Here is a 15,337-nt window from a genome sequence, read left to right as displayed (position 1 = left end):
GGCCGGGCAGGGCCTACTCCCCCAGCCGCAGTTCCAGCCGCCTGATGGCGGCCCGCACCCCGTCGCCGTAGCGGTCGTCGGAGAGGGCACCCGCGGCGCGGCGGGCGCGGCGCACATGGCTGCGCGCGGCGTCCGCTCGGCCGAGCTTCACGTAGTCGGCGGCGAGATTGAGGTGGAGGGACGGAAGGAAACCGCGGACGCGCGCCGGTTCACCGTCGCCGCCGTCGGCCAGTTCCTCGGCCGCCGTCAACGCCCGCAGATCCCAGGCCAGTTCGTCGCCCGGGTCGTCCTGGGTGTCGGCGAGATAGTGGGCCAGGGTGCACCGGTGCAGCGGGTCCCCCGACTCCCCGATCTCCGCCCACAGCGCGAGGAAGCGACTGCGGGCCTCCTCGCGGTCGCCGCCGTGGTGCAGCATCACGACCTGCCCGATCCGCGTCAGCACGGCATCCGGTGCCACCTGCTCCTGCCGCTCCGCCACCGCGTCCTCCGGGCACTCGTCGACTGTCCGGTCCCGACGCTAACCGGCCGCGGCGGCAATCCCGGGCAGGCGGCCCCGTACGGCACGGGACCGCCCGTACGGCCGGTCAGCCCTTGAGGTCCGGGATGGTCCAGTCGATCGCCTCGTGGCCCTGCGCCGCGATCGCGTCGTTGATCTGCGTGAAGGGGCGGGAGCCGAAGAACTTCTTCGCGGACAGCGGCGAGGGGTGCGCGCCCTTGACCACCACGTGCCGGGTCTCGTCGATCAGGGGCAGCTTCTTCTGCGCGTAGTTGCCCCACAGGACGAAGACCGCCGGGTCCGGGCGCGAGTCCACCGCGCGGATCACGGCGTCGGTGAACTTCTCCCAGCCCTTGCCCTTGTGCGAGTTGGCCTCGCCGGCCCGGACGGTGAGCACCGCGTTGAGCAGCAGGACGCCCTGCTCGGCCCACGGCATCAGATAGCCGTTGTCCGGGACGGGCAGACCCAGCTCCTCCTGCATCTCCTTGTAGATGTTCCGCAGCGAGGGCGGGGTCTTCACACCCGGGCGGACCGAGAAGCACAGGCCGTGGCCCTGGCCCTCGCCGTGGTACGGGTCCTGGCCGAGGACGAGGACCTTGACCTTGTCGTACGGCGTGGCGTCGAGCGCGGCGAAGACCTCGTCGCGCGGCGGATAGACGGGACCCCGCGCCCGCTCCTCCTCGACGAACTCGGTCAGCTCCTTGAAGTAGGGCTGCTGGAGCTCGTCGCCCAGAACCCCGCGCCAGGATTCGGGCAGCATGGCGATGTCGGTCACGTCAACGTCCTCACGGTGTCGATCAATTACGGCCGAAGCCGACGTGCGGTCACTTCCAGGCTTCAGAACCTACAGGCGACCACTGACAACGGGCACGTGAAGGCCGGTTCACCAGCTGGTCTTGCGGTGCAGCATCCACATCATCATGATCGTCGACGGGTCGAGGGCCTGCTCGCCGCCGGAGATGTCGTCGCTGGCCGCGACGTACTGCCGGCCCTGCCACAGCGGGATCAGCCGGGCGTCGTTCACCATGATCTGCTGGGCCTGCTCCAGGTCCTTGACGGTCCGGGCGCGGTCGCTCTCCGCGCGCGAGTGCGGCAGCAGCTTGCCGGTGATCTCCGGGGACGGGTACGGGGTGCCGAGCGCGTTGTGCTCGCCGACGAACGGGGCGATGAAGTTGTCGGCGTCGGGGAAGTCCGGGAACCAGCCGCGGCCGAACACCGGGTACTCGCCCTTCTGGTAGCCGACCACGAAGGTCTTCCAGGGGCGGCCCTGGAGCGTGACGGTGAACAGCCCGGAGCTCTCCAGCTGCCGCTTCAGTTCCTGGAACATCAGGGCGGTCTCGGAGCCGTAGCGGTCGGTGGTGTACCAGAGGGTGAGCGGGACGCGCTGGTGAATGCCCGCGTCGGTGAGGATCTTCGCGGCCCTGGGGACGCTCGGGTCGCCGAAGTCGTCGAAGAAGCCGGTGGTGTGGGCGGTCAGGCCTTTGGGGACCATCGAGTACAGCGGGTCGACGGTGTCCTTGTAGACCTTGTGCGCGATGGCGGCCCGGTCGACGAGCTGGGCGACCGCCTTGCGGACGGCGGGCTCCCTGGCCCAGGGGTCCTTGGGGTTGAACACGAGGTAGCTGATGTCGGTGCCCGCGCCGTCGACCAGTTGCAGGTTGGCGGTGCCGTGCTGCTGGAGGGTGAGGATGTCGTCGGCGGCGAGGCCGCGGTAGGTGACGTCGATCCGCTTGTCCCGCAGTGCCTTGACCATCTCGGCCGAGTCCTGGAAGTAGCGGATGGTCACCGCGTCGTTCTGCCGCTCGGCGAAGCCGTGGTAGCTGCCGTTGGCGGCGAGGACGGCCCGCTCGCCCTCCGTGTAGGAGCGCAGGGTGTACGGCCCGGAGCCGTTGACCGCGGTGTCCTTGCGCAGGGAGCGCGCCGGGTAGTCGTTCGGGTCGACGATCGACATGGCGGGGGTGGCCAGCACGAACGGGAAGGTGGCGTCGGACTGGTTGAGGTGGAAGACGATCTCGCGGTCGCCGAGCGCCTGCACCCGGTCCAGGCTGCCGAGCAGTCCGGCGGGACCGCCGGGGGCGTCGATGGTACGGATGCGGTCGATGGAGTACTTGACGGCGTTCGCGTTCAGCGGGTCGCCGTCGGAGAACTTCAGGCCCGGGCGCAGCTCGCAGCGGTAGACGCGGCTGCCGGAGTCGGTGAAGGAGCAGCTCGCGGCGGCGTCGGGCTGCGGGGTGGTGGCGCCGTTCGGGTAGGCGAGGAGCGTCTGGTAGATGTTCCGGTACAGCTCCCAGGAACCGTCCCAGGCGCCCGCCGGGTCCAGCGTGCTCGGCGCGCTGGTGGTCCCGACGACGATGGGGCCCTTGCCGTCACCGCTGCCGCCAGACAGCATTCCGCAGCCGGCCGCCAGGGACAGGGACGCGATCGCCGCGACGACACGCAGGCTTCTGTTCCGGCTTCGGTTCCGGTTGAACACGCGCACGCTCCTCGATCCGCCGTACCAAGGGTCGGCAGACCATACCGCAGCGTTCGATCCTCTGAACCTCCCCTGGATCAAGGGTTCTTGATCGAAAAGACGATGACGAATCGATGACGACGTTGTCAGTTCGCTGTGCGGACCCGATGGGCGTTCCGGGCGCCGATCCGTCCGAAAATCGGCGCCCGGACCGTGGCTCAGCCCACGCCGGCGTTGAGGAAGATGCCGCCGTCCACGACGAGTGTCTGGCCGGTGATCCAGTCGGACTGCGCGGAGGTGAGGAAGGCCGCGGCCCCGCCGATGTCGGAGGGCACGCCGAGCCGCGCGAGCGGGTAGGCGGCGGCGGCCTCCTCCTCGCGGCCCTCGTACAGGGCCTGCGCGAACTTGGTCTTCACGACGGCCGGGGCGATCGCGTTGACCCGTACCTTCGGCGCGAACTCGTGCGCCAGCTGCTGGGTCAGGTTGATCATCGCGGCCTTGCTGACGCCGTAGGCGCCGATGAACGGCGAGGGCGCGAGGCCCGCGACCGAGGCGATGTTGACGATCGCGCCGCCGTTGTCCTTCTGCCAGGCGTGCCAGGTCTTCTGGGCGAAGCCGAGCGCGGAGATCACGTTGGTCTCGAAGACCTTGCGGGCGACGTCCAGGTCGAGGTCCGCGATGGGCCCGAACACCGGGTTGGTGCCCGCGTTGTTGACCAGGTGGTCGAGGCGGCCGAAGGCCTCCATGGTGCGCTCGACGGCCTCGGCCTGGTGGGCGAGGTCGTGCGCCTTGCCGGCGACGCCGATGACGCGTTCGGCGCCGAGCTTGTCGACGGCCTCCTTCAGGGCGTCCTCGTTGCGGCCGGTGATGCACACGCGGTCGCCGCGGGCGACCAGTGCCTCGGCGACGCCGTAGCCGATGCCGCGGCTCGCGCCCGTGACGAGGGCGACCTTGCCGGACAGCTCCGGGAGTTCAGTCATGTCGGTGTTTCCCCAGGTCCTCAGGGTTGCTTAGTCGAGCGGTCCGCCGGCCACGTACAGCACCTGGCCGGAGACGAAGCCGGCCGCCTCGCCGGTGAAGAAGGCGATGGCGTTGGCGATGTCCTCGGGCTCGCCGACGCGCTGCACCGGGATCGCGCCCGCGGCGGCCTTCTTGAAGTCCTCGAAGCCCATGCCGACGCGGTCGGCGGTGGCCTTGGTCATCTCGGTGGCGATGAAGCCGGGGGCGACGGCGTTGGCGGTGATGCCGAACTTGCCCAGCTCGATGGCGAGGGTCTTGGTGAAGCCCTGGAGTCCGGCCTTGGCGGCCGAGTAGTTGGCCTGGCCGCGGTTGCCGAGGGCCGAGGAGGAGGACAGGTTGACCACGCGGCCGAAGCCCGCGTCGACCATGTGCTTCTGGACGGCCTTGGTCATCAGGAACGAGCCGCGCAGGTGCACGTTCAGGACGGTGTCCCAGTCGGAGACGCTCATCTTGAACAGCAGGTTGTCACGGAGCACGCCCGCGTTGTTGACGAGGATCGTCGGGGCGCCCAGCTCCTCGACGATCCGGGCGACGGCCGCCTCGACCTGCGCCTCGTCGGAGACGTCCGCGCCGACCGCGATGGCCTTGCCGCCCGCGGCGGTGATCTTCTCGACGGTGTCCTTGCAGGCGGCCTCGTCGAGGTCGATCACGGCGACCGCGCGACCCTCGGCGGCCAGCCGTACGGCGGTGGCGGCACCGATGCCGCGCGCCGCGCCGGTGACGACCGCGACCCGCTGTTCAGTGGTGGACATTGCTTCTCCTCGCCCTTGAGAGAACCTGACGGGGCCCTCGCTGAGAGAGCCCCTGGTGCGGTGAGCGACCGCTTAGTACCTTCAGTACAGGTGACGCTAGAAGCCCTGGCACCCGGTGTCAACGGCGCGCCGGGTGCGTGTGATCCATTACCTGACCCATTACCTCACCAGGAGGTCGAGCAAGCGCTCGGTCTCGGCCGCCGGGTCGGTGGTCAGCCCGGTGTGCACCGGGCCGGGCTGGACGACGGTGGAACGGGGCGCGATCAGCCAGCGGAAGCGGCGCCCGGCGTCGTCCCGGGCCGCCTGTCCGGCCCCCTCGCCGCCCGCGCAGTGGAGCTCGATCGCGTCGAGCGCGGCCCGGATCCCGGCCACGTCGGCCGCCGGGTCGAGGGCGAGCAGCCGGGCCTCGTCCAGATGGGTGCGGGCGCCGACGTAGGCCGTGGCCCGGCTGTAGACGACCACGCCCGCGTTGATGCACTCGCCGCGCTCCACACGGGGTACGACCCGCAGCAGCGCGTACTCGAACACGTCCCGGTCGCCGCCCTGGCCCGCCCGCGTGATGTGCCGCTCGACGACGTGCCCGGCCATGTGGATGTGCGTCTCGCTCACTTGCCCTCCTCGGAGCCGGAGCCGATGCCGGTGATGCGCTCGGCGATGACGGCGGCGCGGGCGAGCAGCGGCCGAGCGTAGGCCCGGCGCAGGTCGTCCGGGGTGTCGAAGCCGGGCTCGTCGGCGAGCCAGGCGTCGGGGATCTCGGCGGTGACCTCGGCGAGCAGGTCCTCGGTGACCCGGGGCGCGAGGTCGGCCGCGGCGGCGGCGACGTCCGGTGCGAAGCGGGCGAGGGTGTGGTCGCGGGCGTCGTAGGGACGGGCCGCGGAGGCCTCGGCGGAGGGCCAGTTGTGGTGCCAGATCATCGTCGCTCCGTGGTCGATGAGCCACAGCTCGCCCCGGTGCACGAGGAGGTTCGGATTGCGCCAGGACCGGTCCACGTTGTTGATCAGCGCGTCGAACCAGACGATCCGGCCGGCCTCCTGCGGGCTCACCGGGAAGGCGAGCGGGTCGTAGCCGAGGGCGCCGGAGAGGAAGTCCATGCCGAGGTTGGCGCCGCCGCTGGACCGCAGCAGGTCCTGCACCTGCTGCTCGGGCTCGCCGAGTCCGAGCACGGAGTCCAGCGCGATGGTGACCAGCCGGGGCATCCGGAATCCGAGGCGCCGGGCGAGTTCGCCGCACACCACCTCGGCGACCAGGGTCTTGCGGCCCTGTCCGGCTCCGGTGAACTTCATGACGTAGGTCCCGAAGTCGTCGGCCTCGACGAGCCCCGGCAGCGAGCCCCCCTCACGCAGCGGCGTGATGTAGCGGGTCGCGGTGACTTCCTTGAGCATCGCCCCAGGCTACTGGGGCGATGGCGACAGCTCACGGACAGCTCTGGCTTACGGCCGCCTCATGTCCCGGCCGCGAGGATCTGGGTGCCCGTCTGAACGGGTGGTGCCCGAGCGCCGTACCCCTGGACGGATCACGAGAAGCTCCGCGGAAGGGAAATCCACATGAGCACCGCAACGCCCCAGCCGTCCGCCGGCCCGGCCCGTCGTACCGTCGTGGCGGCGGCCGGAGCCGCGGGTCTCGCCGCCGCGCTGACCGCCTGCGGTTCGAGCGACGACAACTCGTCCAGCACGACCGGCACCGGGTCCGGATCGACCGGTACGACGGGCTCGACCGGGGCCGCCGCCACCGGCGGGGCGTCCGCGTCCTCCGGGTCGTCCCAGAACGGCGGCGGCACCGCGCTCGCCAGGACCAGCGACATCCCCGAGGGCGGCGGCAAGATCTTCAAGGACCAGGGCGTGGTCGTGACCCAGCCGACGGCGGGCACGTTCAAGGCGTTCTCGGCCAAGTGCACCCACCAGGGGTGCGCGGTGGGCAGCGTGTCGGGCGGCGTCATCGTCTGCCCGTGTCACAACAGCCACTTCTCGGTCGCGGACGGCAGCGTGAAGCAGGGTCCCGCGACCCAGCCGCTGGCCGCCGAGAAGATCAGTGTCTCGGGCGAGAACATCACCTTGGCCTGAGCCGGTTCAGCCGCGCCGGCGCGGCCGTTCCAGGCAGCCGAGCACCTCGTCGGTGGTCGCCACCGTGGCGACCAGCGCGAGGGTGTGCCGGATCATCGCGGGGGTGTACTCGGCAGGCACCCCCGCCACCGCGTCGGCCGGGACGACGACGGTGTAGCCGAGGTTGACCGCGTCGAACACCGCGTTGGGTATCGCCACGTTGGCGGAGACCCCGGTGACGACCAGCGTGCGGCAGCCGAGGTTGCGCAGCAGGGCGTCGACCTCCGTGCCGTGCACCGGGGACAGCCCGTGCAGCCGTCGCACGACGATGTCCTCCTCGGTGACCTCGATCGGCGGCGCGACCCGGACGGCGGTGCTGCCCGCCAGCTGCCGCACCGGAAGCCGCTCGGCGGCCCGGAACAGCCGGGCGTTGCGGCTCGCCCCCCGGCCGTCCGGGCGGCGCTCGGCGATGGCGTGGATCACCTGGACCCCGCTCTCGTGGGCGGCGGCGACCAGCCGGGCGACCTTGTGCAGGGCACCGGAGGAGCGGGCCTCGCGGGCGAGTTCGGGCAGCGCGCTGTCCGGGCCGACGACCCCCTGCTGGCACTCCACGGTGAGCAGGACGGTGCTCGCGGGGTCGAGGAGTTCGCTGAGCTGTGCGTGCGACGGCATACCCATTTCCTTTTCTGACGAGTTGTCAGAGGATCACCGGGACACGATAGTTCGCCGAGACGGCGTGGGAGAAGAGGGGGCCGCATGACCGTGACCGATCAGCGCCGGGGCCGCAGGATCATGATGACGCCCGGTGAGCTGGACGCGTTCCTGACCGCGCAGCGCACCTGCCGGGTGGCGACCGTCTCGGCGGACGGCACGCCGCACGTCAGCGCGCTGTGGTTCGCCTGGGACGGCACCTCGCTGTGGCTGTACTCGGTGGTGCGCAGCAGGCGCTGGACCCAGCTGCGCCGGGATCCGCGCGTGGCCGTCGTGGTCGACTCGGGCGAGGAGTACGACCAGTTGCGCGGGGTCGAGCTGGCCGGCCGGGTGGAGTTCGTGGGCGAGGCGCCGCGTACGGGCGAGCTCTGCGCCGAACTCGACACGGCCGAGACGCTGTTCGCGCGGAAGAACTTCGGCCTGGACGAGATGCCGCACGACGGCCGGCACGCCTGGGTCCGGCTGACCCCGGAGAAGATCGTCTCCTGGGACTTCACGAAGCTGGGCTCGGCGTAGGGCAGTTGGGCGATGCGCACGTCCGTCGGGCGGGGCGCAGTGCTCAGTGCACCGGCTCAATGTACCGACTGTGCCGCCGTGCGCAGAGCCTCGACCGCCGCCCGGATAGAGGGGCGGCGGTCGGCGTCCGCGCGCCAGACGACGTACACATGGCGGCGTACGCGCTGGACCAGAGGCACCAGCACCACGCCCTCCGGCACCGGGCGGCGGCCCAGGCGCGGGGCGATGCACACACCCAACCCGGAGGCGACGAGGCCGAGTTGGGTGTGGGTCTCGCTGGCGCGGTGGCCGACGATCGGCTCGATGCCCTTGGAGCGCAGGGTGAAGGTGAGCCACTCGTGGCAGAACTCGCCCTCGGCCCAGGTGATCCACTCGTCGTCGGCGAACTCAGCGAGGTCCACCTCGTCCCGGTGGGCCAGCGGATGGTCCGTCGGCATGGCGACGTCGGCCGGGTCGTCCAGCAGTGGCGCCTTGACCAGGCCGTCGGGCACCGGCATCGGCTTGTTGTACCAGTCCAGGACCACCGCGAGATCGAGGTCACCGCGCACGACTCCGGCGATGCCCTGCTCCGGCTCCAGCTCGGTCGAGCGCACGCGCAGCCCCGGATGCCGGCCCCGCAGCGTGCCGAGCGCGGCCGGGAAGAGCCCCCGGGCGGCGGTCGGGAACGCCGCCAGCCGCAGCTCGCCGACGACCTGCCCGCGCTGCGCCTCCAGATCGGACTCGGCCAGCTCGACCTGCGAGAGGATCCGGCCCGCGTGCTCCGACAGCAGCCGGCCGGCGTCCGTGAGCCGCACGCCCCGGCCGTTCTTGGCGAGGAGCTGCTGGCCGACCTCCCGCTCCAGCTTGCCCAGCTGCTGGGAGACGGCGGACGTGGTGACGTGCAGCGCCTCGGCGGCGGCGCTGACCGAGCCGTGCCGGGCGAGGGCGTCCAGGGTGCGCAGGCGCTCAAGGTTCAACATGTAAGCGAGTCTAAGAGATACTGCGTGACAAATCTCGATTGTGCTACGAGGTTGGCTCCGGGCATCGTGAAGCCATGCGCAGCACGGTCACCGCACCCCCGGCCCAGTCCTCCCCCACGTCCGCCGAGTCGCCGTCCCGGCCCCGCCCCCGCCTCGACTGGCGGCTCCGCTTCGGCGCGCTGTCCCTGATCTGGGGCTTCAGCTTTCTGCTGATCAAGGTCGGGACGGACGGCTACGCACCGTTCCAGGTCACCCTCGGACGGCTGGCGTTCGGCACGGCGGTACTGGCGGCCGCGATGGCGGTCAAGCGTGAACGGCTGCCCCGCGGGGCCCGCCTGTGGGGTCACATGGCGGTCGCCGCGTTCTTCCTGAACGCTCTCCCCTTCTCCCTCTTCGCCTACTCCGAGCTGACGATCCCGTCCACGCTGGCCGGCATCTGCAACGCGACCTCGCCCCTGTGGGGCATGGCCCTGTCCCTGGTCGCCCTCTCCGAGGACCGGCCGACCCGGGTCCGCGTGGCCGGCCTCGGCCTGGGCTTCCTCGGGGTGCTGACCGTGCTGGGCGTGTGGCAGGGCTTCCACGGCCTGGACGCCACGGGTACGGCGCTGGCACTGCTGGCCTCGCTGAGCTATCCCGTCGGCTGGATCCACGTCCGCCGGACACTCGCCGGAACCGGCAACTCCCACCTGTCGATGACCGGGGCGCAGCTGCTGCTCGCGACGCTCCAACTGGCCGTGGTGACACCGCTGTTCACCGGCTTCCCGACGCATCTCTCGCCGGTGCCGCTGCTGGCGGTCGCCGCGCTGGGCGCCCTGGGGACGGGACTCGCGGTGCTCATCCAGTACGGCCTGGTCGCGGAGGTCGGCCCGACGACCGCGCAGATGGTCACGTACTTCATCCCGGTCATCGCCACCGCCGCCGGCATCGCGATCCTCGGGGAGTCGCTGCGCTGGACCACGCCGGTCGGAGCGGTGATCGTGCTGGCGGGGGCCGCCCTGACGCAGGTGCGGGGGCGGAAGGGGGCCTGAGCGCTCCGCTGGAAGTGCCGCGATGTGCCGTCGCTCGTCCGCGGCGCCGTCCCGGCCGGTCGCGCCCACGCGGCGGCAGCCGCATATCGGACACGGCCCCTTTCGGGCCGCTGCCGAGCCGCGGCGGACTTCCCCGGCCCTCCCGGGGGAGCGTTCACCCGTAGACCCGCGCCGGGGACGGCCGTACCGCTGCCGCCACCGCCTCCGCCAGGGGGGCGATGTCCTTCTCCGTGAGCGTCGAGACGGTGATACGGATCGCCGGGGGGCTGTTCAGGCGGTAGCGGGCGCCCGGGGCCACCGCCCAGCCGGACTGGACGAGGCGTGCCACCGCGCCCGTCTCGTCGGGGACCGGGATCCAGACGTTCATGCCGCTGCGGCCGTGGCCGACGACGCCCCGGTCCGCGAGGGCGTCGAGCAGCGCGTCCCTGCGTGCGCCGTACGACCGCGCCACCGCCGTGCGGTCCACGGCGCCCTCCCGCCACAGCCGGACCACGGCCCGTTGCAGCAGCAGGCTGACCCAGCCCGGGCCCAGGCGCTGGCGGCCGCGCACCCGGTCGACGGTGACCGGGTCACCGGTGAGGACGGCCACGCGCAGGTCGGGGCCGTAGGCCTTGGAGGCGGAGCGGACGACGGCCCAGTGGCGGGTGACGCCCGCGAGGGGGTGCAGCGGGAGGTCGACGATGCCGTGGCCGTGGTCGTCCTCGATGAGCAGGGTCCCCGGATGGTCGCGCAGGACCGCGCGCAGCGCACGCGCGCGCGTGGCGGTCACCGAGGCACCGGTCGGGTTCTGGGCGCGGTCGGTGACGATCAGCGCGCGGGCCCCGGCGTCGAGGGCCGCGCGCAGGTCTTCGGGGCGCGGCCCGTCGTCGTCCACGGCCACCGCAAGGGTGCGCAGGCCCAGCGCGGGGACCAGGTCCAGGACGCTGCCCCAGCCCGGGTCCTCGACGGCGACGGCGTCACCCGGTCTGAGGTGGGCCGACAGGACGCGTTCGATGGCGTCGAGGGAGCCGGACGTCACGGTCAGCGGGCCCTCGGGGACGCCGTCGGCGTCGAGTTCGGCGCGGGCGAGGCGGACGAGGTCCGCGTCGACGGGGTCGTCCCCGTAGCGGACGGGCCGTCGGTCGCCCTCCCGCGCCGCCGCGGCGAGGGCCGGGGCGAGGCGGGGCAGCAGGGCCGGGTCCGGGTTGCCGGAGGCCAGGTCGCGGCCCCCGGCGGGGACCTCCACGTGCAGTTCCTCGCGTCCGGTGGTGGCCGGCCTGGGGCGCACCCGGCTGCCGCGGCGGCCGGCCGTCTCGATCACCCCGCGCTCGCGCAGGGTGCGATAGGCGGCCGCGACCGTGTTGGGATTCACGCCCAGCCGAACCGCCAACTCCCGCATGGGCGGCAGGGGTTGCCCCGGTGCGAGCTCACCGGAACCGACCGCGCCCTCGATGCCGGCCGCAATCTCCGCTGCGCCGCGCCCTTCGATCCGATACTCTCCTAGCACAAAGCCAATTATGCACTAGTGCAATATGGGCCGCAACGCGGCTCGCCACAGCTCGCCATGGAGGACCGTCATGCAGGGGACGACCGAGGAATCCCGGGCCGCCGCCTACGCCCCGACCGACCGCACCGTGCCCACGCGCTCCGCGGACCGGGCGTCGTACGACAAGGAACTGGTGCACGCGATACTCGACGAGGGATACGTCTGCCACCTCGGCTTCGTCCGGGACGGGGCACCCGTGGTGCTGCCGACGCTCTACGGCCGGGTCGGCGAGCGGCTCTACGTCCACGGGTCCACCGGTTCCCGTCCGCTGCGGATGTCCGGCGCGGCCGACCCGGGGCTGGCGGTGTGCCTGACGGTCACCCATGTGGACGGGCTGGTGCTCGCCCGCTCCGCCTTCCACCACTCGATCAACTACCGCTCCGTGGTGGTGCACGGCGTCGCGCACCAGGTCACCGACCCCGAGGAGCGGCGCCTCGCCCTGGACACGCTCGTGGACCACGTCGTGCCGGGCCGGGCCGCCGACTCCCGGCCCGCGAACAAGAAGGAGCTGGCCGCCACCGCGGTGATCCGCCTGGACCTGGACGAGGTCTCGGCCAAGGTCCGCACCGGCGGCGCGAACGACGAGCCCGAGGACCTCTCCCTGCCGCACTGGGCCGGCGTCGTCCCGCTCCGCAAGGGCTACGACACGCCGGTCCCCAACGCCGACCTGGCCCCCGGCATCGCACTGCCGGACTACCTCAGGGCGCGGTAGGGCGGCGCGGTCTCCCCGGGACCGGCCCCCGCCGGCCGGCGCCGCGTGCCTCGCTCACCGCGAGGCCCGCGACCGCCGTGAGCATCAGCAGCGTGCCGGCCGCGGTCGCCGCCGTGAGCCGTTCGCCGAGCAGCACGACGGCGAGCACGGCCGCGGTCACCGGCTCCAGCAGCATGATCACGGAGACGGTGGCGGACCGTACGACGGCCGCTCCCGCGAAGTACAGGGCGTACGCGAGAGCGGTCGGCACGGCGGCGATGTAGCAGAGGAGCCAGAGCAGCCGGGCCGGGTGGGCGGTGTGCGGGAGCAGCCCGTCGTGCAGGGCGAACGGCAGCAGACACAGGCCGGTCACCGCGAAGGCCGAGACGGTGGTGTCGGAGGCGTCGACCGCGCCGCTCCTCCCCCACCAGCGGGTCAGCAGCGTCATGACGGCGTATCCGGCGGCCGACAGCAGCGCCGGCAGCACGCCCGCCGGGCGGACGGTCGCGGCCGAGCCGCCGAAGGTCAGCACGGCCAGCCCGGCGAGCGCGCCGCCGACGGCCAGGACACCTCCGGCGCCGAGCCGTTCCCCGAGCAGGAGCCGGGCGCCGAGCGCGATGAGCACGGGCCCCGCGCCGAGGGTGACGACGGTGGCCACGGCGAGCCCGGTCGACTCCACGGCCGCGAAGTAGGCGCTCTGGAACACCGCCAGCCCGAGGCCCGTGACGAGGGCCCGGACCGTCCGGCGCGGCAGCGGTTCGGTCGGGGCCGGCCGGGTCTTGGGGCGCAGCCCGCGCCCGGCCAGGAGGAACAGCAGCCCCAGCGCGCAGCGCCAGAACGACAGGCCGAAGGCACCCAGGTCACTGGTCCGGTAGACGAGGGAGGCGGCGGCGCCGGCGGTGCCCCAGGCGGCACCGGTGACGATCAGACAGAGCAGGCCATGCCCGACGGGCAGGCCGGAAGAGACGTTCGGGTTCGTCGACAAGAGAGTTTCTCCGCAGAAACGCACCGACGGGGTGCGGAAGTTCGAAGGCGACCCGTTTGAGCGGGGCGCGCGGACTTCGTCTGCGGGCAGCACCGTCCGGCCCGGCGCACACGCGCCGGGCGGTGTCCCGGAGGCCCGCCTCAGGCGGCCGGGGGCGAGAGAACGAGGAGGGACGGCACGATCGGCACCCTAGGCGGACGTCCCGCGCGCCGACAACTCCCTTTCCGGCCCGCCCGAGGCCACGGGATCGGCGGAGCCCTTGGCCGGGGCGGAGGACTGCGCGATGAACGCGCCGACCAGGACGACCAGTCCGCCGGCGAGCTGCGGCGCCGAGAGGTGCTCGCCGAGCAGCACCCAGGCCAGCACGGTCGCGATGACCGCCTCCAGACAGGCGACGACCCCGGCGACCTGCGGCGACAGCCGCCGTACCGAGAGCACCCCGGTGACGTACGCGACGACCGTGGCGATCAGCACGATCCAGGCCAGCAGGACGACGGCGGGTACGGCGGTGCCGTTCATCTCCGCGGAGCCGGTCAGCACCGTCCAGCGCATGGTCCAGGGGCGGGCCACCACGGTCAGCACCGCGGCGCCGACGAGCAGCCCGTACGCGATGACGCCGAGCGGGTCCGGGGCCTCATCCCCCGCGTCGCTGCCCTGGTCGGCGAGGACGAAGTAGCCGACCTGGCAGCAGGCGGCGGCGAGCGCGAACAGCAGGCCGAGCGCGTCGAAGCTCAGTCCCGACCAGACCTCGACCACACAGGCGAGACCGCCGGCCGCGAGGACGACACCGAGCGCGGCGGCGCGGGTCACCGGCCGCCGCTGGACGAAGCGCACCCACCCCAGCACCAGGGCCGGGGCCAGATATTCGATGAGCAGCGCCACGCCCACCGGGATCCGGGAGAGCGCGGCGAAGTAGCAGGCCTGGACACCGGCGACGGCGAGCAGTCCGAACCCGGCGAGCAGCGCGGGCCGGCGGCGCGGCAGGCTCCGGTGGCGTACGGCGAGCGGCAGCATGACCAGGGCGGCGCCGGTGACCCGCAGCCACACCACGTGGAGCGGGTCGAGTCCCGCCTCGATCAGTGGTTTCGCGGCCACCCCGGACCCGCCGAAGGCGAGCGCCGACACGAGCGCGAGACCGAGTCCGGCGCCCTTGCCGTGACTGCCCTGACTGCTTTCAGACATCTGCACCGGCACATGATGACAGGCGGCGACATGAGCGTCACGCCCTTTGACACCTGTCTCAGGGGCTGGACCGCCCGGCCGCCCACCGGCCGGCGGCCGCTCCGGACTCGGCGGTTCAGCAGCTCGTGCCCCCGTCGCCCGCGTACTCCCCGGTGCCGGCGTCGATGCGGGCACCCAGGTCGAGGGCGGAGACGCCGGCGCGTTCGAGGACCTCGACCGCGCGAGCGCCGGGGTCCGCGGCGAGCGCGGCGAGCAGATCGGTGCCGACGGGGCGGAGCTCGCCGCGGCGCCGGGCCCGCTCGCGGGCGCCGCTCATGGCGGCGGCCGCGGTGGGCGACCAGGCGGGGGCGTCCCGGGTGTCGCGCGCGAGGGAGCGGGCCGGAGCGGGTACGACGGCGATGGCGCCGGAGTCCTCCACGCTGCCCTGCCAGCGCAGGCCGTAGCCGATGCTGCGCTGCACGAGGTAGCCGAGGAGCCTCGCGAGCCGCTGCGGGTCGCCGACGGCGGCGCGGACCCCGGGGTCGTGCTCCAGGAGGGAGTGCAGCAGATGGGCGGTGTCGATCTGCCGGTCCCCGTCCCGGACGGCCCTCCGGCGGGCACCCGCGACCACCGCCGCCAGCTCGGCGCCGAGCGCGGCATCGTCCTCGATGTGCGGAACCGCCTCGTCGTGGGCGGTCCCGCGGGTAGTACGGGGTTGCACAACCTCTACCCCATCAGCCTCAACGGCCCGAGTCATCCGCGAGCGGAACCATCTTCGCGTCCCACACAGAGTGGACGTCGCCGACCTCAATCTCATCCTTACGGAGGAGATTCGGCCGACATCATGCAGAGCGCACGCGCGTTCCGGCTCGTGGCGCTGCCGGCGGTCGACGGCAAGCAGTACGTCTACCGGGTGTACGCCCCGGAGGGACGCCATGCCGAGGCCGCCGCCTCACCGTTTCCATGTCACCATTTCCACGCCATTCCTGACGGTTCATCAGT

General features: G+C 72.6%; 17 protein-coding genes. 4 read left to right on the top strand and 13 right to left on the bottom strand.

Annotated elements, in window-relative coordinates; genetic code table 11:
* Nucleotides 1–13: 13 nt before the first annotated feature.
* The 7 genes from ACFC8N_RS14535 to ACFC8N_RS14505 all read right to left on the bottom strand — a co-directional run bounded on the left by ACFC8N_RS14535 (nt 14) and on the right by ACFC8N_RS14505 (nt 6,102).
* A complete protein-coding gene (locus ACFC8N_RS14535) occupies nt 14–478 on the bottom strand; it encodes a hypothetical protein (protein ID WP_356030003.1) in 465 nt (154 codons plus the stop codon).
* Between the two features lie 106 nt (nt 479–584).
* Entirely contained in the window at nt 585–1,271 is a 687-nt protein-coding gene (gene ung, locus ACFC8N_RS14530; RefSeq protein ID WP_356030002.1) for a uracil-DNA glycosylase, read from the bottom strand.
* 108 nt (nt 1,272–1,379) lie between these two features.
* Entirely contained in the window at nt 1,380–2,975 is a 1,596-nt protein-coding gene (locus tag ACFC8N_RS14525) for an ABC transporter substrate-binding protein (RefSeq protein WP_362821385.1), read from the bottom strand.
* A gap of 191 nt (nt 2,976–3,166) precedes the next feature.
* Nucleotides 3,167–3,928 (bottom strand): SDR family oxidoreductase, encoded by a 762-nt coding sequence (locus ACFC8N_RS14520; protein ID WP_356029999.1) that lies wholly within the window; start codon nt 3,926–3,928, stop codon nt 3,167–3,169.
* Between the two features lie 30 nt (nt 3,929–3,958).
* Nucleotides 3,959–4,720: a 3-oxoacyl-ACP reductase FabG gene (gene fabG, locus ACFC8N_RS14515; RefSeq protein WP_362821386.1), complete on the bottom strand. Its 762-nt coding sequence runs from the start codon at nt 4,718–4,720 to the stop codon at nt 3,959–3,961.
* Between the two features lie 159 nt (nt 4,721–4,879).
* A complete protein-coding gene (locus ACFC8N_RS14510; RefSeq protein WP_356029996.1) occupies nt 4,880–5,329 on the bottom strand; it encodes a DUF3037 domain-containing protein in 450 nt (149 codons plus the stop codon).
* Nucleotides 5,326–6,102, bottom strand: coding sequence for a HipA family kinase (locus ACFC8N_RS14505; RefSeq protein ID WP_362821388.1), 777 nt, complete (start codon nt 6,100–6,102; stop codon nt 5,326–5,328). Before ACFC8N_RS14505 ends, ACFC8N_RS14510 begins: the two co-directional genes overlap by 4 nt.
* A gap of 162 nt (nt 6,103–6,264) precedes the next feature.
* On the opposite strand from ACFC8N_RS14505, the gene ACFC8N_RS14500 reads away from it, so the two are divergent.
* The gene (locus ACFC8N_RS14500) at nt 6,265–6,780 is read left to right on the top strand and encodes a Rieske (2Fe-2S) protein (RefSeq protein WP_356029993.1); all 516 of its coding nucleotides are present in this window, start codon (nt 6,265–6,267) and stop codon (nt 6,778–6,780) included.
* Nucleotides 6,781–6,786: 6 nt separating this feature from the next.
* Here the strand turns inward: ACFC8N_RS14500 and ACFC8N_RS14495 are convergent, their stop codons facing one another.
* Nucleotides 6,787–7,431 (bottom strand): cysteine hydrolase, encoded by a 645-nt coding sequence (locus ACFC8N_RS14495; protein WP_356029992.1) that lies wholly within the window; start codon nt 7,429–7,431, stop codon nt 6,787–6,789.
* 84 nt (nt 7,432–7,515) lie between these two features.
* On the opposite strand from ACFC8N_RS14495, the gene ACFC8N_RS14490 reads away from it, so the two are divergent.
* Nucleotides 7,516–7,986 (top strand): pyridoxamine 5'-phosphate oxidase family protein, encoded by a 471-nt coding sequence (locus ACFC8N_RS14490; protein WP_376288314.1) that lies wholly within the window; start codon nt 7,516–7,518, stop codon nt 7,984–7,986.
* Between the two features lie 56 nt (nt 7,987–8,042).
* On the opposite strand, the gene ACFC8N_RS14485 is transcribed toward ACFC8N_RS14490, so the two are convergent.
* Nucleotides 8,043–8,945, bottom strand: coding sequence for a LysR family transcriptional regulator (locus ACFC8N_RS14485; protein WP_356029989.1), 903 nt, complete (start codon nt 8,943–8,945; stop codon nt 8,043–8,045).
* Between the two features lie 74 nt (nt 8,946–9,019).
* Between ACFC8N_RS14485 and ACFC8N_RS14480 the strand changes: the two genes are divergently transcribed.
* A complete protein-coding gene (locus tag ACFC8N_RS14480; protein ID WP_376288313.1) occupies nt 9,020–9,973 on the top strand; it encodes a DMT family transporter in 954 nt (317 codons plus the stop codon).
* A 154-nt stretch (nt 9,974–10,127) separates the two neighbouring features.
* Here ACFC8N_RS14480 and ACFC8N_RS14475 read toward each other — a convergent pair whose 3' ends face one another.
* Nucleotides 10,128–11,459, bottom strand: coding sequence for an aminotransferase class I/II-fold pyridoxal phosphate-dependent enzyme (locus ACFC8N_RS14475; RefSeq protein WP_356029987.1), 1,332 nt, complete (start codon nt 11,457–11,459; stop codon nt 10,128–10,130).
* 70 nt (nt 11,460–11,529) lie between these two features.
* On the opposite strand from ACFC8N_RS14475, the gene ACFC8N_RS14470 reads away from it, so the two are divergent.
* Entirely contained in the window at nt 11,530–12,210 is a 681-nt protein-coding gene (locus tag ACFC8N_RS14470) for a pyridoxamine 5'-phosphate oxidase family protein (RefSeq protein ID WP_376288312.1), read from the top strand.
* On the opposite strand, the gene ACFC8N_RS14465 is transcribed toward ACFC8N_RS14470, so the two are convergent.
* From ACFC8N_RS14465 to ACFC8N_RS14455, 3 genes are all read right to left on the bottom strand, one after another.
* Complete coding sequence (locus tag ACFC8N_RS14465) at nt 12,197–13,174, bottom strand: DMT family transporter (protein ID WP_376288311.1); 978 nt, start codon at nt 13,172–13,174, stop codon at nt 12,197–12,199. The genes ACFC8N_RS14470 and ACFC8N_RS14465 overlap by 14 nt on opposite strands.
* A gap of 189 nt (nt 13,175–13,363) precedes the next feature.
* The gene (locus tag ACFC8N_RS14460) at nt 13,364–14,356 is read right to left on the bottom strand and encodes a DMT family transporter (RefSeq protein ID WP_376288503.1); all 993 of its coding nucleotides are present in this window, start codon (nt 14,354–14,356) and stop codon (nt 13,364–13,366) included.
* A gap of 115 nt (nt 14,357–14,471) precedes the next feature.
* A complete protein-coding gene (locus tag ACFC8N_RS14455; protein WP_362821393.1) occupies nt 14,472–15,056 on the bottom strand; it encodes a Clp protease N-terminal domain-containing protein in 585 nt (194 codons plus the stop codon).
* Nucleotides 15,057–15,337 lie beyond the last annotated feature (281 nt).

This window comes from Streptomyces sp. NPDC055966 (assembly GCF_042269865.1).
Taxonomy (GTDB): domain Bacteria; phylum Actinomycetota; class Actinomycetes; order Streptomycetales; family Streptomycetaceae; genus Streptomyces.
The sequence above is the reverse complement of the archived record's forward strand: the minus strand, read 5'-3'. Positions and strand labels throughout refer to the sequence as shown.

Excerpts from the sequence above, each read along its gene's own strand:
- ACFC8N_RS14520 (WP_356029999.1), bottom strand. The coding sequence starts at position 3,928 with ATGACTGAACTCCCGGAGCTGTCCGGCAAGGTCGCCCTCGTCACGGGC.
- fabG (WP_362821386.1), bottom strand. The coding sequence starts at position 4,720 with ATGTCCACCACTGAACAGCGGGTCGCGGTCGTCACCGGCGCGGCGCGC.
- ACFC8N_RS14505 (WP_362821388.1), bottom strand. The coding sequence starts at position 6,102 with ATGCTCAAGGAAGTCACCGCGACCCGCTACATCACGCCGCTGCGTGAG.
- ACFC8N_RS14500 (WP_356029993.1), top strand. The coding sequence starts at position 6,265 with ATGAGCACCGCAACGCCCCAGCCGTCCGCCGGCCCGGCCCGTCGTACC.
- ACFC8N_RS14495 (WP_356029992.1), bottom strand. The coding sequence starts at position 7,431 with ATGCCGTCGCACGCACAGCTCAGCGAACTCCTCGACCCCGCGAGCACC.
- ACFC8N_RS14490 (WP_376288314.1), top strand. The coding sequence starts at position 7,516 with ATGACCGTGACCGATCAGCGCCGGGGCCGCAGGATCATGATGACGCCC.
- ACFC8N_RS14485 (WP_356029989.1), bottom strand. The coding sequence starts at position 8,945 with ATGTTGAACCTTGAGCGCCTGCGCACCCTGGACGCCCTCGCCCGGCAC.
- ACFC8N_RS14480 (WP_376288313.1), top strand. The coding sequence starts at position 9,020 with ATGCGCAGCACGGTCACCGCACCCCCGGCCCAGTCCTCCCCCACGTCC.
- ACFC8N_RS14470 (WP_376288312.1), top strand. The coding sequence starts at position 11,530 with ATGCAGGGGACGACCGAGGAATCCCGGGCCGCCGCCTACGCCCCGACC.
- ACFC8N_RS14460 (WP_376288503.1), bottom strand. The coding sequence starts at position 14,356 with ATGTCTGAAAGCAGTCAGGGCAGTCACGGCAAGGGCGCCGGACTCGGT.